Origin of the sequence: Pseudoalteromonas sp. SR44-5 (assembly GCF_014163675.1) — a bacterium.
Taxonomy (GTDB): Bacteria; Pseudomonadota; Gammaproteobacteria; order Enterobacterales; family Alteromonadaceae; genus Pseudoalteromonas; species Pseudoalteromonas rhizosphaerae.
Genome location: NZ_JACJDT010000028.1, coordinates 24877 through 45289, shown reverse-complemented (window position 1 = coordinate 45289; position 20413 = coordinate 24877). Strand labels below are relative to the sequence as shown.

Annotated in this window: 15 protein-coding genes; 2 read left to right on the top strand and 13 right to left on the bottom strand. The window is 39.9% G+C overall.

The window, feature by feature from the left end; translation table 11 throughout:
• Positions 1-4: 4 nt before the first annotated feature.
• The 5 genes from H5154_RS14780 to H5154_RS14760 form a co-directional block, all read right to left on the bottom strand.
• Positions 5-607, bottom strand: a complete 603-nt coding sequence (locus tag H5154_RS14780) for a TerD family protein (RefSeq protein WP_182718751.1) — start codon at positions 605-607, stop codon at positions 5-7.
• Between the two features lie 83 nt (positions 608-690).
• A complete protein-coding gene (locus H5154_RS14775; RefSeq protein WP_182718750.1) occupies positions 691-1266 on the bottom strand; it encodes a TerD family protein in 576 nt (191 codons plus the stop codon).
• 288 nt (positions 1267-1554) lie between these two features.
• Positions 1555-2661: a TerD family protein gene (locus H5154_RS14770; protein ID WP_182718749.1), complete on the bottom strand. Its 1107-nt coding sequence runs from the start codon at positions 2659-2661 to the stop codon at positions 1555-1557.
• A gap of 372 nt (positions 2662-3033) precedes the next feature.
• Entirely contained in the window at positions 3034-3303 is a 270-nt protein-coding gene (locus H5154_RS14765; RefSeq protein ID WP_182718748.1) for a hypothetical protein, read from the bottom strand.
• Between the two features lie 110 nt (positions 3304-3413).
• The gene (locus tag H5154_RS14760) at positions 3414-3881 is read right to left on the bottom strand and encodes a DoxX family protein (protein ID WP_182718747.1); all 468 of its coding nucleotides are present in this window, start codon (positions 3879-3881) and stop codon (positions 3414-3416) included.
• Between the two features lie 155 nt (positions 3882-4036).
• Here H5154_RS14760 and H5154_RS14755 point away from each other — a divergent pair, with 155 nt between their 5' ends.
• On the top strand, positions 4037-4948 hold the full coding sequence (locus H5154_RS14755) for a LysR family transcriptional regulator (protein WP_149982351.1): 912 nt from the start codon (positions 4037-4039) through the stop codon (positions 4946-4948).
• A 58-nt stretch (positions 4949-5006) separates the two neighbouring features.
• On the opposite strand, the gene H5154_RS14750 is transcribed toward H5154_RS14755, so the two are convergent.
• Both H5154_RS14750 and H5154_RS14745 read right to left on the bottom strand, forming a co-directional pair.
• A complete protein-coding gene (locus tag H5154_RS14750; protein ID WP_182718746.1) occupies positions 5007-5858 on the bottom strand; it encodes a universal stress protein in 852 nt (283 codons plus the stop codon).
• 10 nt (positions 5859-5868) lie between these two features.
• Complete coding sequence (locus H5154_RS14745) at positions 5869-7356, bottom strand: SulP family inorganic anion transporter (protein ID WP_182718745.1); 1488 nt, start codon at positions 7354-7356, stop codon at positions 5869-5871.
• Positions 7357-7898: 542 nt separating this feature from the next.
• On the opposite strand from H5154_RS14745, the gene H5154_RS14740 reads away from it, so the two are divergent.
• The gene (locus H5154_RS14740; protein WP_259398518.1) at positions 7899-8738 is read left to right on the top strand and encodes an ABC transporter substrate-binding protein; all 840 of its coding nucleotides are present in this window, start codon (positions 7899-7901) and stop codon (positions 8736-8738) included.
• 43 nt (positions 8739-8781) lie between these two features.
• On the opposite strand, the gene H5154_RS14735 is transcribed toward H5154_RS14740, so the two are convergent.
• The 6 genes from H5154_RS14735 to prpC all read right to left on the bottom strand — a co-directional run bounded on the left by H5154_RS14735 (position 8782) and on the right by prpC (position 20391).
• On the bottom strand, positions 8782-10662 hold the full coding sequence (locus H5154_RS14735) for a hypothetical protein (RefSeq protein ID WP_182718744.1): 1881 nt from the start codon (positions 10660-10662) through the stop codon (positions 8782-8784).
• 9 nt (positions 10663-10671) lie between these two features.
• The gene (locus H5154_RS14730; RefSeq protein ID WP_182718743.1) at positions 10672-11763 is read right to left on the bottom strand and encodes a hypothetical protein; all 1092 of its coding nucleotides are present in this window, start codon (positions 11761-11763) and stop codon (positions 10672-10674) included.
• 62 nt (positions 11764-11825) lie between these two features.
• Entirely contained in the window at positions 11826-14894 is a 3069-nt protein-coding gene (locus tag H5154_RS14725; protein WP_182718742.1) for a hypothetical protein, read from the bottom strand.
• A 432-nt stretch (positions 14895-15326) separates the two neighbouring features.
• The gene (gene prpF, locus H5154_RS14720; RefSeq protein WP_182718741.1) at positions 15327-16502 is read right to left on the bottom strand and encodes a 2-methylaconitate cis-trans isomerase PrpF; all 1176 of its coding nucleotides are present in this window, start codon (positions 16500-16502) and stop codon (positions 15327-15329) included.
• Positions 16503-16513: 11 nt separating this feature from the next.
• Positions 16514-19120: a Fe/S-dependent 2-methylisocitrate dehydratase AcnD gene (acnD, locus tag H5154_RS14715; RefSeq protein WP_182718740.1), complete on the bottom strand. Its 2607-nt coding sequence runs from the start codon at positions 19118-19120 to the stop codon at positions 16514-16516.
• 146 nt (positions 19121-19266) lie between these two features.
• Complete coding sequence (prpC, locus tag H5154_RS14710) at positions 19267-20391, bottom strand: 2-methylcitrate synthase (RefSeq protein WP_145233600.1); 1125 nt, start codon at positions 20389-20391, stop codon at positions 19267-19269.
• Between the last annotated feature and the right edge of the window lie 22 nt (positions 20392-20413).

The window sequence follows — 20413 nt, the reverse complement described above, 5'->3', positions numbered from 1 at the left end:
TACTTTACAGGTAACTACTTTCAGCTGTTTTTATCGTTTGCTCAAGTTTTTTATCGCTTGTTGTTTCACCAATTGCAGAAAATTTCCAGTTGCCATTATGCTTATACAACTTACCTAAAATCATAGAAACAGAACCCGCAAATTTAGGGTCGTTCGCAATATCGTATACTGCGTGAATTGAATCTACGCGACCAGGTGTACCTTCGTATAAACGAATTGATGCAAAAGGAATTGTTTTAAAATCATCGCCACTGAACGAGTTAAGTACAAATACAATTTGTTCTGCAGCAGCTGGTAATTGGCTCAAGTTAACGTTAATAACTTCGTTATCTAGTCCATCATCACCATCAGTATCACCGGTTAAGTCGTCACCCGAATGCTGAATACCCGTTGAAGCTAGTTTTCCAAAGTATACAATGTCTAATAATTTTTTATTAGCATCAAAAACTGCACAACTTGCGTCTAAATCTACTGCAACCATTTTCTTACCAAAGAAGCCTTTTTTCTCTATAGCTCCCCAGTTAACGCCTACACAGATGTTTGTTAAAGTAGAACCATTAGATTTTTCAAGGCTGATTTTCTGACCTTTTTGTAATGAAATTGCCATTTTAAATCCTTTATATTAAAAAAAATCAGCTGAAACTATAATTAATTTCAACTGATTTATTAGTTAACTAATGTGGTGTGGTATTAAACCGATACGCCGTATTGGCGAGCTAAAGGTGCAAGACCACCTTCAAAACCTTGACCAATCGCTTTAAATTTCCACTCGCTGTTATGGCGGTATAACTCACCAAAGATCAATGCTGTTTCAATTGAGTAATCTTCAGACAGGTCATAACGTGCAACTTCTTCATTTGATGAAGAGTTAACAATACGGATAAATGCGTTTGATACTTGACCAAAGTTTTGTTTTCTTGACTCAGCATCATGAATAGTTACAGCAACTACAATTTTGGTAATATCTGCAGGGATATCTTTAAGACTAACTTTGACTGATTCATCGTCACCCTCGCCTTCACCTGTTAAGTTATCACCAGTATGCTCTACTGATTTACACTCAGAAACTAGGTTATTGAAAAAGATAAAACCGTTATCTGCTTTTACCTTGCCTTCTGCATTAAGCATAAATACTGATGCATCTAAGTCAAAATCAGCGCCGTCTGTAGCACGAGAATCCCAACCTAGACCTAATAGACAATTTGTCATCCCTGGAGCAACTTTCTCTAGAGAAACATTACCACCTTTTTGTAAAGATACTGCCATTTTAAAACTCCTTTATAATTTATGTAAACGAATAAAAATAAAACACTTACGATACAGATTTAATGTATCTACTTAAAAAAATAATACCATAATGAACTATCTAAACAAGAGCAAGGTAATAAGACTTTTTAGTCTAATGTTTATTGCCTTTATAGCGCGAAATGCAAAGAGAAAATTCATAATAAAGAATTCAGAATCTGATATGTTTTTAAATCTTTCACTGTTAAGAGTGTAATACAGCAAGCTCTATCAACCTGTAGACCTTAGATCTTCTCAATTTATAGTTCGCTATTTACTTCCTGCACTCCATTTAAAGCCCCATCCATATGCTTTATCGCAATCAGCATGACCTTTGAAAAAACGATTAAGCCTTCCTACTGCAACTATATTATTTTCAACTGTTAGCTCTGCGATAGCACAAAAACCTGTATTACTTGACGTTTCATTTAGTTGGGTTTCAATCGGGGGCATGTCTGGTACATGTAACGTTACTACAGCATTTGCTTTGTCCCAATTTGGACTGCCTGAATAAATGAATGAAAAAATAATAATACGCTTTACGTTATTAATACTATTTCCATCTATATGTATCCACTCACCGTTTGAGCTTTCACCTGTTCTGTCATCAGCTAATAACTTAATGTAAGGACTAAATTCAAAACGATTTCCTAAAGCTTGAATTATGCTCTTGTCACCGTTTTTTAGCTCTATATATGCACCAAGATCGAGATCGATTCCTGAACTGAAAAAACCGCTTTTGCCCTTTTCCCAGTTTAAATTAACTTTTATAAGACCTAATGAGCCAGCCTTTTTGGCTAAATCAACTTTAGGAGAACTTTTAGTTAAATTAATTTTACTCAAATTAACTTTTGGTGCCGGTGTAGTTACAGGTGCTATCTTAGATGATAAAGATTCAACTACGGGTTCATCCTCTATATCAACGCCATAATGCTCGGCTAGAGGTTTTAAACCGCCGTTAAACCCTTGAGCTACTAGTCTTACCTTCCAGCTATTATTTCTATTGTAAATTTCTAATAGAATTAAGGCTGACTCAGTCCTGCTAGCTGTATTTATTTCACATGTAAAATCTTCACATCCGAGTGTGAAGTTGGGAATTTCAGAAAAGTTCTTTTTATCAAGTGTTGCTACAACTGATAATTTTTCTATGTTCGGAGGAACACGATCTAAATTTACAGTTATCACAGAAGGTTGTATATGAATTGTTCCACAGACGCTTTTAGGGTTACCATAAAAAATCATATCTTCGTCTGAAGTTACTTTCCCTTCACCGTTTAAGCAAAAAACAGAAACATCTGTGCTAGTAGGTAAAGAGTGCTTTATATTTATAATTGATTGGGAAAGATTAGTATTTCCACCCATAATCAATGATGCCATTATAATTCCTTTTAACTTCCGCTGACATGATAATAATAACTTTAATATAGCACAGGCTCAATAGTCAATTATTATATTAGACATGTTTATATAAATTGTTATTTATCAAATGAGAGTCCGCATTTACGTTATTGGGGTCAAAGCGAGGTCTATTGCAGCTTTGTTGCTTGGAGTTAATTAACTAATCTTTTATTTTTGGCTTTGCGACTTTATTTTGACATTGTTGAAAATTGCGGATGCTCAAATACTTATTGATAGTGAGCTAATTCAGCTGTGAAAAATACTTCCTATCTAATATTCATAGGTTGGATCTTAAGAAAACTTGAAGTTGAACTCTATTAATCATCAAATAGTTACGCGAATTAAAACCCCTTATCTCCGAAAAACACCCAGTTGCACTTGCAAAAATCCCTGAATTTCAAGTGCGCTACCGATTGCTAAGTGCTGTGCAGGTGCTGCATTGGCAGTAATAGTCGCTACTGACTCTTCCCAATGAGCGCTAATTAATAAAATGGCACTTGGTTTTTTTAGCGTGCTTGCAAGTGATTTTAAATAAGCAACCAATTGTGTATGGTTTGGTTCATTTAACAGTGGCATTGGGCCGCCACCATGAGAGATAAATGCAATGTCTACATTATTCATAGTTACTCCAAACAAGCTCACTTAACATGAGCAAGTAAACCTTGATAGTTAAACTAACGCAAAGCTAAGACGCGGATTTATCCGTAATCCACGTCATTTCATAATAGTGATTAAACATGCTTGGACTGTAACTGCCTAGACGTTAATTTATTCGCTATAAAGTTATCAATACTAAAACGACCACCACCTTGTAATGTTAGCGCAATCAGTACTACAAACAGTGTCAGTGCATATTCGTAGCCGTTATTTGCCATAAACAAGCCATTGTCTATATGTACTGAAAAAATAGCCACTAGCATGATAAATGCTGAAATAAGTGCAGCAGGACGCGTCAATAACCCAAGTAATAATGCTAAACCGCCAAAAAATTCAGCACTGCCTGCGAGTAATGCCATTAAATAACCTGGAGTAATACCGATACTCGCCATCCATTGACCTGTTCCTTCCAGACCATAACCACCAAACCAAGCAAACAATTTTTGTGATCCATGTGCAGCTAAAATCAAACCAATTGGCGCGCGAAGTATTAAAGCGGCAAGTCCTGCATCTGATTTTAGTATCGTGTTTATTAGTTTCATTATTTGTTCCTCTTTAGCAAAGTATTTATTTACGTTTTAATTAGACCCTGTTGGGATAAGTACACTTTACTATCAATGTCATGGCGGAGTAAGATGACAAATAAAGAATGATTAACAACAAAATGTTGTTAATAAATTTAAATATGAGAAAAATTATGGATAGAATTGATGCAATGCGGGCCTTTGTATCTGTGGTGATCGAAGGTAGTTTTAGCAATGCAGCAACAACCTTACAACTTTCACCACAATTGGTTAGTAAGTACGTTTCTAAACTAGAAGAACGCCTTGCTGTACGGTTACTTAATCGCACTACCCGTAAAGTGAGCCTCACAGAAGCTGGCACTCATTATTTTCAGCATGCGCAACAGATATTGTTAAGCATTGATGAAATGGATTCACAATTAGGGGGCTTACAGCAGCACCCAACCGGAACTCTGAGAATAAGTGCTCCGGTGTCGTTCGCGTTAAAACACATGGGTAAATTAGTGACTGAGTTCCAATCACATTACCCTTTTGTTAATGTTGATTTGCAACTGAACGACCGCAAAGTTGACATTGTTGATGAAGGTTATGATGTAGCACTGCGTATTGGTCGACTCAAAAGTTCGTCTTTGATTGCCAAGCAGGTCGCGCCTATTAGATTAATTTTATGTGCCTCACCTGACTACCTTGAAAAACATGGTACTCCTGAAAAACCTGAAGATCTAAAAAACCACCGATACTTGCATTATAGCTACACAGAAATGGATACTAAAGACGAAATATATCAGTGGTTACGGGTAAAAAACACGCAACGTAGTAGCGAGTTTCAAAGTAATAATGGGGATGTATTAGTTGATTGTGCTATCGCTGGTGCTGGGATCGCATTACAGCCTACATTTATCGCCAGTGAAGCCATTAATAGTGGCAAGTTGATCGAAGTTTTACCTCAATTTGCAACGGGAGCTGTTGGTTTATATGTTGTTTATGCCCACCGAAAATTACTACCACATAAAATCAGGTGTTTTATTGATTTTATTAACGGATACTATGGTACGCCGCCATATTGGGACAAAGCAATCGTTTAATCAGTAAAGCCAAACCGCAGTGTAAGCATAATTAAACTGCGTTTTGACTCACCTAAAATTAACGCAAAATCACCAGCGGCAGTTGGGTGTTTTCTATCATTTTTAGGGTATTACTGCCCAAAAAAGCAAGTGCTATTTTTGAATGCGAAAAGGCCCCCATCACCAGCATTTCTATTTCATTTTTAGCTTTATATGCCATTAAAGAACTAAAAATATTACCTTCTAAAATGCTTGATTTGACTTCAAAACCACTTTCAACAAGCAGCGCTTCGGTGCGTTTAAATTTTTCCAACAAATCATGTTTGCCATTTTCTACAGTCACTAAATGACACGTTAAATGATGCAACAAGCCACCAGCAATAATCTGTTTAACCATTTTATCTGCTGTTTCTCGTCCATCATAAGCAAGCATAAAGTTGTTCGGCTCACTAAAGTGACGATTGGCAATTAAAATAGGTGTATGAACATGGCGAATAACCTGCTCAATATGCGACCCAATAGCTTTAAAATTCTGTTCGTGAGTTTTACCGCTTCGGCCAATAACAATCAGTCGCGCTGCATCTTCAAGGTCGCAAATTGCCTCAACAATACCGCTATGGCGCTGCTTACTTTCAATTGACTTACACCCTTGTTGGCTAGCAAATACACTCGCGTGATCTAACATTTCTTTGCCTATTTGCAATGCTAATTTACTGCGTTGCTCATCCAGTGTCGCCATCTCTGATAATAATGATGTAGTTGCACCAAAACCAATTATGCCACTTAAGTCGTCAATCACAGCAGCGTTTTGTTTTTCTATGGCATGCAAAAATAGCATCGATTTATTAAGTTTCTTGGCCGCCCAAATCCCCGCCTTACACACATCATCTGTGTAAACTGAGCCATCTATACAAGTAATAATTTTATTCATTGTGTTCTCCTTAATGGCCTGCCATGAGTTTTTCAACTTCTTCAGGGTCATTGTGAACGCCAAATTTGTCAACAATCGTTGCTGTCGCGTCGCTCATACCAATAATCTCGACCTCTGCACCTTCGCGTCTAAATTTAATCACAACTTTATCAAGCGACGACACTGCCGTAATATCCCAAAAATGCGAATGGGTTAAGTCAATCACTACTTTAGCAACGACCTCTTTAAAGTCAAACGACTCAAGAAACTGCTCTGAGGATGCAAAAAACACCTGTCCAACAACCTGATATACTCGTTCATTAGCAGATGATTGCGCTGGCTTTACAACCATAAAACGACCAATTTTATTGGCGAAGAATAGTGTCGCCAATAGCACACCGACCAATACTCCCATGGCCAAGTTATGCGTTGCGACAACAACAACGACCGTGGCAACCATTACGATGTTACTTGATAATGGGTTTTTCTTTAAATCTCGCAGTGAACTCCAAGAAAAGGTGCCTATCGACACCATTATCATCACGGCAACCAATGCCGCCATTGGGATTTGCTTTAGCCATTCATCTAAAAACACCACCATAAGTAGCAGAAAAGTACCCGCGGTAAAACTTGATAAGCGGCCACGGCCCCCTGATTTTACATTAATGATCGACTGGCCAATCATCGCACAGCCGGCCATTCCTCCCATTAAACCTGAACCTATGTTCGCGATCCCTTGACCTTTACATTCACGATTTTTATCACTAGCGGTATCGGTTAAGTCGTCAACAATTGTCGCTGTCATCATCGACTCCAATAAACCAACGACAGCAAGGCCAAATGAATAAGGAAGAATTATTAGCAGTGTGTCGAGGTTGAAAGGCACATCAGGCCATAAAAATATTGGTAAGGTATCTGGTAACTGGCCCATATCGCCAACAGTTCGAATCTCAAGTCCTACCAACATTGCAACCAAAGTTAAAACCACGATACACACTAGTGGTGATGGAATTGTTCTGCCTATCACCGGTAAGTAAGGGAATAAATAAATGATCCCAAGACCCGCAGCCGTCATCGCATAGACATGCCATGTTACATTCGTCAGCTCCGGCAGCTGTGCCATAAAGATAAGAATTGCCAACGCATTTACAAAGCCTGTAACCACGGAGCGAGACACAAAGCGCATTAAACTCCCCAGTTTTAAATAGCCTGCAATAATTTGTATCACACCGGTGAGTAATGTCGCCGCCAAAAGGTATTCTAAACCATGCTCTTTAACTAAGGTAACCATCAGTAAAGCCATAGCGCCAGTAGCAGCAGAAATCATCCCTGGTCGTCCACCCACTATCGAAATAACCACGGCAATACAAAATGAAGCATACAAACCGACTTTAGGATCCACGCCCGCTATAATAGAAAAAGCAATCGCTTCTGGTATTAGCGCAAGCGCCACCACAGTACCTGCTAATAAGTCCCCTCGGATGTTAAAAAGCCAATCTCGTTTTATTTTTTCTAACATAAAAAACCTTGTCATGTAGTTAACATTAACGCGCATACAGCAGTCAATAAAACACCGACAATGCTTTACTAAACGATGACAACCGCATTTTCATTAATGTTTTTTTATTTATTAAAACGGCACATAAATGCCTACCAATGTTTGGTATATAGGTATCACGCAGCGGTGATTTAGAGGAGGAATAACTTAGGGCGGCGTTAAACGCAAAACATTGTTCCTTATGTAGAATGAATAAATTATCGTCTTTATTCTTGCATCTAACGTATTTTTAAGCAAGCCAAGTAACTTTTGTGTAGGCGCTGATAGCTGCTGTTACTCCTTACCTTGCCAATAAAAACACATAAAAAACATGCCATCATTTACCCGTTCCTTTTCAAACGGCTGCAACGATAAACATTGCCAATGCATTTTAGTTATCGTCTTTTTAAGTTGTTAAATGCATATATGCGACTAAGCTTTAGTAATAATTACGAAAACTTATCAAATAAATGAAAAAGTACTTAGTCTTTTTATTGTTATTTTGCGGGTTCACACAGGCAACTATGACCCCTGTTAGTTACCAAGTGGGTAAGCAAACAATCATTGCGCCAGCAGTACGATATGAATATGGTTATGCCTATAACATTGGTGGCAAAAGGCTTTTAAAACTAGTCACGTTAAATTGGGCTCCTTATATCGATGAATCATTGTGCAACAATGGCTGGCTGTTTCAATTAACCGTTAAACTGTTGCTGCAAAAAGGCTATGGTGTGCATATTGAATTTTTTCCATGGGCGAGAGCGGTTAGAGCAGCCGAGTTAGGAAAAGCGGATATTTTATTTCCCGAGTATTTTATTGATGATGCCATTATGTCAGATAATAGGCCGAGTAAAACACGCAATGATTTACTGGCTTTATCCTCAGCAGTTCCTGGTGGTAATTTGTCACTGATCGCACTCAGAGGTAATAACTCAAACTATAACGGCAGTTTAGAGTCAATAAAAGATCAAATTATTGGTGTGGTCCGATCATATAAAAACACCCCTGAACTCGATGAGCTGATTGATTCAAAAAAAATTAATACCATTATTGCCAATAATGAGTATCAGCTAATTCATTTACTAATGAGCCTGAGAGTCAACCTGATTGTAGCCGATTATGATGTGTTAATTGCCAGTATTGAAAAATCTGTCGCTTCAGCAAAAGAAAAGCAACAAATGAAAAACGCTCTGGTTCCATTATCCCCTGCTCTCGCTTACAAACCATTGTATTACATGGTAAGTAAAGCAAATCCACAGTGGCAGGAAATTTTAGCCGATCTCAATAACGAGATAAGTAAAATGAAAGAGCAAAGAACACTTTTAGCCTATATCGAAAAAAATAAGCAACAGTGTAGCCGATAATAGTAAAGCGCTTAAATATTAGCAAATAAGCGCCTTTATACTACTAAAACAACGACTCAAATGTCCCATCAGGAAATAATATACCAGGCACCCCTCTTACCGCTGTTACATCTGCGATTTGTGTATCGCCAAAATATAATCCACCACTGTAGTTGCGACCTTTTTGCTTAACATCTAACCAGCGACCTTGAGCACCGTGGATCACAGCATTAATATTATTGCCTACTGTACGTAAGTTAATTTCAAGTGCTCTATTCTTTAGCCGTAAGGCAATCTCTGCATTGGTAATATCAGCTAAACGATTCAAACGACCAACATAAGCAAACTGAAAATCCGGTGCGCCATTTAATGGCGTTATCAATTGCACAGCAAATGCAAGATTCTGTGTAGCTTCATTTATAAATGGCGTTGCTTCGATTGCTTGTAAGTTAAACTGTGTCGTTTGATTTTCACTAACAAGCTGACCCTTAAAGTCAAAACCAGATACCACTGTCACAAGCTCTTCAAAAGGAGTAACGAAGCGATCGGCGTTTAGCTTTATGTCACCTGTTAACACACCGCTATTGGCGTTTTCTAATGATAGCGTTGTCTCTATATTCAGCTGCCCGGTTGTTTCACTTTGATCATTTGAAAATGGATCGTCAGTACCATCAAACGACAGCACTAAATCACTCACATCGGCGTTTAGTTGAGTATCTTGGCCTATCACTTTAGCACTCATAATACCGGAGACTTTATTACCCAACAGTCCACTTACTTGCCATTGTGGAATATTCAAATCTAGTTGTACGTCATGATCATCATACTGGCCACTAATAGCCCAAGAATAAGGGGATTGTTGGTAGTTTATTGTCAGTCCCTGTAAATTATAAACACCTGCGTCGGTATTATTTAATGGCGAAAAATTATAGAGCACGTCATAAAGCACATTCCCTAAAACGATAATAGCTTGTTGCGAGTCTTCGCCTAATATTGTTTCAAATTCAGTCAGCTTTTGTTTGAGCTCATCACTGTACGTTTGCTCTTGTAAGCGTGCCACACCTATTATATTACGCACATCTTCGAGTAACTCACGAGAGTGTAATTGCTCTTCATCTCGTTCTTGTGGCGAAATATTGCTAGCACTCCCAATCATAACGAGCTGCTGTTTGACCTCTCCAACGACGGATTGTAATAATTGATTACCATCTTCATTAAGTAAATTCTCTGACACATAGCGATCTGCAAAAGTACGATAAAGTGGCAAACTTGCTAACTGGGCCTGTTGTTCTACCACCGTATTATTGGCTGTATTTAAGCTCGCCTCGATATCCGCAGCTCTTTTTAAGATCACACCAAAAGTCAGTGCATTAGTAAGCACCTCAGCTTCAAGGTTGTCATTTAGTTGGCTGTGAGTAAGGTGATAAAAAGGTGTCGCACTCAAGCTCTGCGTGGTTATGCTTATGTCTAAGTTATTGTCGCTAATCACTGAGCTGATCGGTGATAAATAGACCTTATTTTCGCCCGGAGCTGCAAAAAAATCAGCACGGTAACTTAATGTCATATCCATCACTTCTTGATAATCAATACGACGATTGGCATTCCCATCATTCGGATTATTTCTGACTGTGCGACCACAACCTGCAAAACTTGGACATGTTAACGTCGTTGCATTTGAGGTAAATTCAACATGATGAAAATTTAAAGTTGTGGCTGATAAAGTAACATCGTTAATATCTGCAACGTCAATATTTTTTATAGAGCCCGTGTTATCATTGATGATCGTTAATGTACCCGCAGTGGATTGCCAAGGAGCAATATAAAAGCTTACCGTAGAAGACGTTTCCAGCATGGCCGGTAAAGTATCTGCTGTGCCATTATCTGATGAGCCACCACAACCAACTAATGACATAAGTAAACTAACTGATATAAGTTTTTTAAACATCACAAGTCCTTAAAACGCTAACTTCAGGCACCAATTTACATTGGCATAATACGCTTTATCAATATCGAGATTATCAGTCTGTATATTGAAACCAAAATAATCGTTCTCGATACCAAGCAAAAATGCTTCACTTTTTATTTCATAACCACCAATTACTGCCCAATGATCCCAAAAGTGCATGCGTGCTTTTAATTGAGAAAACGTATCTTGATCAAATTGTTTAACCATCAGCTCAGTAGAAAACAAATCGTTAATGCGATAATCTGCATAAACTTTGATACGCACCGGCATATCAAATTTATGCGTGACTTCGTTGTCATACTCAGACGTTGCTAAGCGTACTGTTGGCTCAGTGACAATATCCCCATCATCGTTTTCAGTAAACGGGACCTCTGTTGTATAACCATTTGCAAAACCGCTTTTTTCATACTCAGTTTCATACAGTAAGTCTTGTGCAAGTAGCCCAACGCTTAAATCATGGTTTATTTTCCAATTAACGGCTAAATCAACGCTGTACCCTAAGCCGGATGGGTTCTCATCTGGAGTAAATCGCTTAAATAAAATATCTTTCGAAAAATAAGAGTCGACCGTTAATGCGCCTTGGATCTCATCACTATAAACTGTGCCTTCGACTTTCAGATCTTGAAAATGCGTACTAGCAAAAACCGTTAATTTAGGCGTTATTGTTAATGCGTCAGAGTCTAAAAATTTGAAATCATATGAAACAAACAACCCATTGGTGGTTGATTGCTTACCGTCTAGGTAATAAACATAATTTCTATCTTCAAAAGGCAGGTCATTTTTTTCAGTATGCAAATAACGCGCGGTATCCGCATCAAAGCTTAAAACATAATCAAAGCGGCTTTGATAACCGACTTTAAAATTTCCATAGCCAACACCAAACTCAAAAACATTATAAGTAAAGGCGCTATCACCGGATGTTAATGGAGCATCAAAATCATCTATAAATGCTTTAACTGGTTGGGTCTCTGTGTACACTTCTGAATCGAATGTGGTAAAGACTTGAAACTGCTCTGCAGCGTAACTAATAGGGGTAATTAAAAAAGCGGAAAATCCTAACGTGAGAATTTTTTTTTTCATACTTATTTCACTTGTTATTATTTTAGCTAAGAGGGAGAGTACTCTCCCTCTTAAAGTTACTTTTACTTAGACGAATCTAAGAAAGTAATATCTGTGTAATCGATGACTTCGCCATCATAATATTTAACAGATATACCATTTGTTATTTCTGTAACCTGTCCGAATTCCGTAATCATATTATTGAAATTAGCATTAACAGACCCAGAGAAATCTTCACCATCTCGAGCGCCAATGAACAACTCGTAACCAAACCCATTATGTAATTGAATTTCTAATCCGTAAAGGTCTTCTTGATAGTTACCATCAATAGAAATAGTTGCGGTAAAGTTAAGGCCTGAAGTTAATCCTGAAGCCGTAATTGCAGCTATACTAGAAGAGTCGGTTCCTGCTAATGAAAGTGTCCCCACAAAACCAGAATCACCATCAATTATTTCGACTCTGCTCCAACCATTTACAGCCAATACAGTTCCATCAATAGCCGTATCTGAGTTAACTTCTTCCTCAAAGTCAATTGCTAAACATGAGTCAGATTGCTCTGTTGAGATTACGCCATAGTAAGCATCAACACAATCTTCTAAAGCATCACTCATGTTAGCTAGTGTTTCGATTTTAATAACCGCACCATCTTCGCTTTTTATCATACCACCAAAAGCAAAAATAAGTGCTTTGTTGTTGATGGAGCCATTCACAGTAACCTTTTCGCCTGTTACTGTATTCATAAGATCCAGCTCTAAATCATCTTTATCAAAACTGTAAGTCCAAGCTGGATAGCGAGTTGAAACCACATCAACTCCTTCATCGCCATAATCCCATGCTTCAGTCAATACGTCGTAGATTACTTCTGAAATATCAAATAAAGCTTGGCCACCAGTTTTAGTTATAAGCGTAGCACTACGCGCTTGTTCTGTTCCTGCTTTTACCTTAACTAACAGCTCAAACTTAGCAATTGTGGATTTAGCATTTGTTTCAAGAGTTGTAGCTGTTGTAAGAGCAGTAGCGGCTTTATCTGCAAGTTCAGTTGCAAACGCAGTACTTAATTTTGCAGCTGCTGATAATTCAGCGGCCATTGTTTTATCAATTTCTTCGGAAGCAATCGCCGCTAACGATGCAGCAGCAGTTTCAGCTTGGCCAGCAGCACTGGCAAGTTCATTTGCTTTAGTACTAAGAGCCATAGCCTGGATAATTGCAGATTGTGCTGATGCAAGAGCAGCTACAGCATTTTCTTTTGTATCAAGCATTGCTGCATCAACAGCCATCATAGCCGTCGATAAATCGGCTTGAGCAACCATTGCAGCTGAATCAGCTGAACCTAGTGAGGCATTGGCAACACTAGCATTATTTTTGGCAACATCTAGTGCTAATTCAAATGCTGCTACAGCCTCATTAGAACGTGCTTCTTCTTCTGCAATACCTTTAATTAACGTAACAACGGCAGAAAGTTGTGCTGTTATGGCATTGACTAACACATCTGATTTATCTGTTAGTTGCTGATATTCATCCCCTAAACCTGCGGCAGTGCTGGCAATTGAAGTGGCTGAATTAAGCGCAGCAGAAAGCTCTACTTGCAACTGGCTATACGCTACTTTATTACCCGATAAAGTGAATACTGCTGAACTATAAGCGAGTACTTTATCCGTTGTATCTAAACCTGCATCCCCCAATTCTTTAACTGTATTGAGTTCAGTCACGCCCTTAGAAACGGAAGTTGTAGCAGTTGCTAATGCGCTAGTGATAGTTGTTATTTGTGATTCTAATTCTGCAGCTACTTTAGCTACAAAGTCATCACCAGCATCACAGTTATCTTCACAGCCAATCTTCTCTAATGCTTTTTTTACTTCTTTTGCGGTTTCATTTAAATCTTTATCTAAGCCTTTTTCTTTTGCTTTTGCTTGCACATCTTCAACAGCTTTAGTGGCTTTATCTTTGAGTTTTGCAATCTCATCAGGATCGGTAATACCTAAGTTTTCAGCAACTTTAGTAAATGCTTCATCAATGCCTTCACCTGTTACTACTGCGGCAAAAATAAGGCTAGTATTCTCAACGGCTTTTTGTAGTTCAGCTGCAATCTTTTGGACAATTTCATTGTCACTGTTGCTTACTTTGCCTTCTTTAACCGCGGCAGACAAACTTGCAATCAGGTCTTTTAATGAGCCATTGGCACCCGCCCCCGCAACAGACTGCAATGAAACGGCAGTTTGAACTAATGCCAAAGTACCTGCATCCAGTGAATCACCTTCGCCAATATCACTGAAGTCAACCGCACCACCAAGAGAAATATCACCAAGTAAAGAAGCTGCTTTAATTGCGGTATCAGGTCCTAATATTTGAATTAATGTTTTTAAACTTGCCGCTGCAACTGCTTCATCGGAGACTGTTGAACCATCTTTAGCGCCATCTAACAATATTTTTGCTGCAATACTTGTATAAAGAGTCACATTAGCAAAGTACTGCTGTGCACCACTCCCATCACCTTCCGCAAAATTAATACCACGAGCACTTGCAGGCGCTACTGGCGCTTTAATAAACTTAACAACCTGTAGTTCAAGATCGTCTTTGTACCATTCGCCAAAATCAATCGCAGTATCACCATTATTTATCATCCCAGCGTCTTCAGATGCTGCTGGGGCTTCATCATAGCTGCCACAACCAGTAAATGAATCACATTTAACCATACTGTCATCATCTTCTTTCGACGTACTCACCGTAATATAAAGTGCTCCCGTAAAGCCGTCTTCAAGGTAAATATTATAGGCACCCGTGATTGATGTCATTGTCTCAGTTGGATTAGCTGCCGCAACCATTGCCTGTGCTTTGGCATCAGCATCAGCTTGAGAAGTCGTCGATTCTGCAGTATAGCTTGCATCAGACGCAGCCTCTAAACGATACGCAACGGGAACAGGTTCACCCGAGTCATCGACTGTAGATACTGTCACTACAGCATTTTTTAACGAACCTTTTACCGCTTTCCCAGATACTTGGGTATTAAAATTAGTGCTGACTTCGCCTTTATATACTGTAACTGGGTCAGGCTTGTTATAGTTATTATCATTATCTGAACCACAACCAGTTAGGCCGAGAGTCAATGCAACCGAGGCTGCAATTGGGGTAAATTTAATTATTCTTTTCGCCATGAAAATCTCCTTGAGTGCTTGTTAGCAAATAGCATTACTGAAATCGTAGCCTATATTAATATCAACAGTCATTTAAGTTAAAATTATGTATCAAACCGTATCAAGTTAACGCAATAAGCTACTTTGTTATTACATGTTATCAACTTACCACCAATATATGACAATTTATGGAAAAATGTAATTTTAATTACACCTGTAAATAATCAACTGACAGGCTCAAAGAATTTATATATCCAGTAAGAAAATAAAAAATAAAAACATTTAAAAACAAGTCTTTAATTATTTTTCATTTGTTTTTTAATTGATTGGGGAACAGATAAGAGATGAAATGTTAACCTAAAGATGTAAAATCACGCAAATCCATTTACATTCATTCACATAAATAAGAGAGGAAAAGTAACTTAGCAGTCACTTTTCGTTTTATTACATTAATTAATTCGCCTCTGGTACTCGGACAACGCCTTCCATTAGCACACGAGCACTGCGACTCATACTGGCCTTGGTAACCTGCCACTTACCGTTTTGAAGTATCGCTTGCGCGCCTACAGTTAATGTACCTGACGGATGACCAAAGTTAACTTCGCTCAACTGACCGCCACCAGCTGCAAGATTAACGAGCGATCCTGCTATCGCAGCTGCGGTGCCGATTGCAACAGCGGCAGTACCCATCATGGCATGATGAAGTTTCCCCATCGACATGGCACGTACCAGTAGGTTGATATTATCACTGTGAATTTCTTTACCGCTTGAAGCTAGATATTTCATTGGTTTATTAATAAATGCCACTTTTGGTGTATGTTGACGCGCTGCCGCCTCACTAATATGAGCGATCAAGCCCATTTTTACTGCTCCATGCGCTCTAATAGACTCAAGCTTAGCTAATGCTTGTTCGTCATTATTTATATCATCTTGAAGTTCAGTGCCGGTATAGCCGATATCTGCTGCATTAACAAAAATAGTAGGGATACCCGCGTTGATCATAGTGGCTCTAAGTACACCAAACTCAGGGACTGCTAGTTCATCAACCACATTGCCTGTTGGAAATAGCGCACCATCGCCATCCGCTGGATCAATGAACTCTAATTTCACCTCAGCGGCGGGAAATGTCACTCCGTCGAGTTCAAAGTCACCCGTTTCTTGTACTTCACCATTGGTCATTGGCACATGCACTAAAATGCTTTTTTTAATATTAGCTTGCCAAACTCGCACTATAGCCACACCGTTTTCTGGAATACGGCTAGCATCAACAAGACCATTACTAATTGCAAATGCGCCAACTGCAGAAGTTAAATTGCCGCAGTTTCCGCTCCAATCAACAAACGCTTTATCAATAGCAACTTGGCCAAATAAGTAATCAACATCGTGATCAGCTTGCTCACTTTTACTTAAAATAACGGTTTTACTGGTACTAGAAGTAGCCCCCCCCATACCATCGGTTTGTTTGCCATATGGATCTGGGCTACCAATCACTCGCAGCAATAAATTATCTCGCACAGAACCTGCCACTTGTGCAGCCTCTGGTAAATCGCTGAGATTAAAGAATACCCCTTTACTAGTGCCACCGCGCATGTAGGTGGCAGGTACTTTAATTTGTGGTTTAAATGTCATAGCTGTTTTCCTTATACACTTTGCGTGGCTTCTAAAAAGTCTTGAGCAAAGCGTTGTAATACGCCACCTGCAGCATAAATGGATAGTTCTTCTTGAGTATCAATACGGCACTTTGTTGGCACATTTAATACTTCACCATCAGTGCGGGTAATCGTTAAATTAACGCTCGCACCTGGTGTTAATTCACCAGTTACATCGTAACTTTCACTACCATCTAGCTTAAGCGTTTTACGGGTGGTGCCCGCTTTAAATTCCAGCGGTAATACCCCCATACCAATTAAGTTAGTACGGTGTATACGCTCAAAACCTTCTGCAGCAATAACTTCAACGCCTGCTAAACGCACGCCTTTGGCTGCCCAATCACGAGAAGAACCTTGGCCATAGTCAGCTCCTGCAACAATAATTAATGGTTGTTTGCGCTGCATATAGGTTTCGATTGCTTCCCACATCCGAGTAACTGTGCCCTCAGGCTCAATACGGGCATATGAGCCTTGTTTCACTTCGCCATTTTCAATCACCATTTCATTAAGTAATTTAGGATTAGCAAAGGTTGCACGTTGTGCAGTTAAATGGTCGCCGCGGTGCGTTGCATACGAGTTAAAGTCTTCTTCTGGCACACCCATATGCGTTAAGTACTCACCTGCTGCACTACTGGCCATAATTGCATTTGACGGTGATAAATGATCAGTTGTGATGTTATCGCCAAGTACCGCTAATGCGCGCATACCTTTCATGGTACGCTCACCAGCGAGTGCGCCTTCCCAATATGGCGGGCGGCGAATATAAGTACTTTGTGGGCGCCAATCGTAAAGTGGGTCGTTATCTTCACCGTAATCAACGGTTAAATTAAACATCGGCTCGTAAACCTTCTTATACTGCTCAGGTTTTACGCTTTGTTTAATCACTGCATCAATCTCTTCATCTGATGGCCAAATATCTTTTAAGGTTACGTCATTGCCCTGCAGGTCTTGTCCGAGTACGTCTTTTTCAATATCAAAACGAATAGTTCCTGCAATGGCATAGGCAACTACTAATGGCGGAGACGCTAAAAATGCTTGCTTAGCGTATGGGTGAATACGGCCATCAAAATTACGATTACCAGAGAGCACTGCCGTGGCGTATAGGTCGCGATCAATCACTTCTTGTTGAATAACGGGATCAAGCGCGCCACTCATACCGTTGCAGGTAGTGCACGCAAAGCCAACAATACCAAAACCAAGTTGCTCTAATTCTGACAGTAATTTGGCATCTTCAAGATACGATTGCACTGTTTTTGAACCCGGTGCTAATGAGGTTTTAACCCATGGCTTGCGAGTTAAGCCCTTCGCATTTGCATTACGCGCAATAAGACCAGCTGCAATGACGTTACGTGGATTACTGGTATTCGTACAACTAGTGATAGCAGCAATAATACAGGCACCGTCCGGCATTAAACCATCTTCATTTTCAACAACCCCAGAGATCCCCTGCACTGCCAAATCACTGGTTGAAACACGGCGATGCGGATTTGACGGTCCAGCAATATTGCGGCCAACGCTTGATAGATCAAATTTTAATACCCGATCGTACTGCGCTGTTTTTAGGCTGTCGCTCCACAGACCGGTAGTTTTTGCGTAATTTTCAACTAAGGCAATTTGCTCTTCTTCACGTCCTGTTAGGCGTAAGTAATCAATGGTCATCTGGTCGATATAAAACATCGCTGCGGTGGCACCAAATTCTGGTGTCATATTTGAGATAGTAGCGCGATCGCCTAATGTCAATGCATCTGCGCCTTCACCATAAAACTCTAAATAGCTTGATACGACACGCTGGCCACGTAAAAACTCAGTGATCGCAAGCACGATATCCGTTGCTGTAATACCCGGTTGACGTTTGCCACTGAGTTCAACACCAATAATATCGGGCAAACGCATATAAGAGGCGCGGCCAAGCATCACGCTTTCGGCTTCAAGGCCGCCAACACCTACTGCAATGACACCTAACGCATCAACATGCGGTGTGTGGCTATCAGTACCGACTAAGGTATCAGGAAAAGCAATCCCATCGCGGCTTTGGATCACCGGCGACATTTTCTCAAGGTTGATTTGATGCATAATGCCGTTACCCGGAGGGATCACATCAATATTTTTAAACGCAGTTTTAGTCCAATTAATAAAGTGGAAACGGTCATCGTTACGTCTATCTTCAATAGCGCGGTTTTTTTCAAAAGCATCAGGATCAAACCCTGCGTATTCAACGGCTAATGAGTGATCAACAATCAGCTGTGTTGGTACTACTGGGTTAACTTTAGCTGGATCGCCGCCTTTGGCTGCAATGGCATCACGCAAGCCAGCTAAATCAACCAGCGCTGTTTGTCCCAAAATATCGTGACAGACTACGCGCGCGGGATACCAAGGGAAATCTAAATCTTGTTTGCGTTCGATAAGCTGCGACAGTGCTGCGGTTAGCATTTGCGGCTCACAGCGGCGTACTAAATTCTCTGCTAAAACACGTGATGTATAGGGTAAGGCTGCGTACGCACCAGCCTTAATTTCATCAATTGCAGCTTGGGTGTCAAAATAATCGACATTAGAGTTAGGTAAGGGTTTTCTGTATTTAGTATTGTTTATGATAGTCATTACAAGACTCGCTAATTTGGTGACGGTGGTCGCACACGTATAGCGTGTTTAAGGGATGTATGAAAAAAGAGGCCTTAAAAACTATGCGCTAGTGGCAATGTGCAAAAAATAAAAGGTGAGCGTATTTTCGCCCACCTTTAATAGTCTTAACGTGATTCGATTGGCGTATAACTACGCGCTTCTGGCCCAGTGTAATCTGCACTTGGACGAATAATACGGTTATTAGCGCGTTGCTCTTTTACGTGTGCGGTCCAGCCTGTTACACGGCTCATAACAAAAATAGGGGTGAATAACTTAGTTGGAATGCCCATAAAGTGATACGCCGATGCATGGAAAAAGTCTGCGTTACAAAATAACTTCTTCTCACGCCACATAATTTCTTCACAGCGCACTGATACTGGATAAAGTACCTCGTCGCCTAGCTCTGCAGCGAGTTTTTCAGACCACTTTTTAATGATCACATTACGTGGATCTGATTCGCGATAGATTGCGTGACCAAAGCCCATAATTTTATCTTTACGCTCCAGCATGCCCATGATTTCTTGCTCTGCATGGTCTGCATCTTTAAAGCCTTCAATCATATCCATTGCCGCTTCATTCGCGCCGCCATGTAATGGGCCACGTAACGTGCCAATGGCACCTGTTACACAAGAGTGAATGTCAGATAATGTCGATGCACAAACGCGACCAGTAAAGGTTGAGGCATTAAATTCATGCTCTGCATATAAAATCAGCGATACATTCATCACTTGAGCAAATAACTCTGATGGCGCTTTATCATGTAGTAGCGTTAAAAAATGCGCGCCAACTGAGTCATCATCAGTTTGTGTTTCAATACGCACACCGTCGTGAGTAAAACGATACCAGTAACAAATAATGCTTGGGAATACCGCAACCATACGGTCAATGGCATCATTAGCCTGACTAAAGTCATGCTCCATTTCAAGGTTACCTAGCATAGAGCAACCTGTACGCATAACATCCATTGGGTGCGCGTCTTTTGGAATGTTTTCAAGTACAGTTTTCAGTGCCGGTGGTAAACCACGTAAACTTTTTAGTTTAGCTTTGTATTCGCTAAGCTCTGCAGAGGTCGGTAATTCACCGCGCGAAAGCAGGAAAGATACTTCTTCAAACTGCGCTTTTTCAGCAAGCTCTGCAATGTCGTAACCACAATACGTTAAGCCTGAACCGGTTTGCCCTACTGTACAAAGTGCTGTTTGGCCTGCTACTTGTCCGCGAAGTCCTGCGCCGCCTAATGCTTTATCTACCATGATGTGTCTCCTGTTGAATTTA

What these genes read in the sequence shown, in the direction of transcription:
- H5154_RS14750 (WP_182718746.1), bottom strand. Translation starts at nt 5,858, where the DNA reads ATGAATAAAATTATTACTTGTATAGATGGCTCAGTTTACACAGATGAT.
- acnD (WP_182718740.1), bottom strand. Translation starts at nt 19,120, where the DNA reads ATGACTATCATAAACAATACTAAATACAGAAAACCCTTACCTAACTCT.
- prpF (WP_182718741.1), bottom strand. Translation starts at nt 16,502, where the DNA reads ATGACATTTAAACCACAAATTAAAGTACCTGCCACCTACATGCGCGGT.
- H5154_RS14780 (WP_182718751.1), bottom strand. Translation starts at nt 607, where the DNA reads ATGGCAATTTCATTACAAAAAGGTCAGAAAATCAGCCTTGAAAAATCT.
- prpC (WP_145233600.1), bottom strand. Translation starts at nt 20,391, where the DNA reads ATGGTAGATAAAGCATTAGGCGGCGCAGGACTTCGCGGACAAGTAGCA.
- H5154_RS14765 (WP_182718748.1), bottom strand. Translation starts at nt 3,303, where the DNA reads ATGAATAATGTAGACATTGCATTTATCTCTCATGGTGGCGGCCCAATG.
- H5154_RS14740 (WP_259398518.1), top strand. Translation starts at nt 7,899, where the DNA reads ATGACCCCTGTTAGTTACCAAGTGGGTAAGCAAACAATCATTGCGCCA.
- H5154_RS14735 (WP_182718744.1), bottom strand. Translation starts at nt 10,662, where the DNA reads ATGTTTAAAAAACTTATATCAGTTAGTTTACTTATGTCATTAGTTGGT.
- H5154_RS14730 (WP_182718743.1), bottom strand. Translation starts at nt 11,763, where the DNA reads ATGAAAAAAAAAATTCTCACGTTAGGATTTTCCGCTTTTTTAATTACC.
- H5154_RS14745 (WP_182718745.1), bottom strand. Translation starts at nt 7,356, where the DNA reads ATGTTAGAAAAAATAAAACGAGATTGGCTTTTTAACATCCGAGGGGAC.
- H5154_RS14770 (WP_182718749.1), bottom strand. Translation starts at nt 2,661, where the DNA reads ATGGCATCATTGATTATGGGTGGAAATACTAATCTTTCCCAATCAATT.
- H5154_RS14775 (WP_182718750.1), bottom strand. Translation starts at nt 1,266, where the DNA reads ATGGCAGTATCTTTACAAAAAGGTGGTAATGTTTCTCTAGAGAAAGTT.
- H5154_RS14755 (WP_149982351.1), top strand. Translation starts at nt 4,037, where the DNA reads ATGGATAGAATTGATGCAATGCGGGCCTTTGTATCTGTGGTGATCGAA.
- H5154_RS14760 (WP_182718747.1), bottom strand. Translation starts at nt 3,881, where the DNA reads ATGAAACTAATAAACACGATACTAAAATCAGATGCAGGACTTGCCGCT.
- H5154_RS14725 (WP_182718742.1), bottom strand. Translation starts at nt 14,894, where the DNA reads ATGGCGAAAAGAATAATTAAATTTACCCCAATTGCAGCCTCGGTTGCA.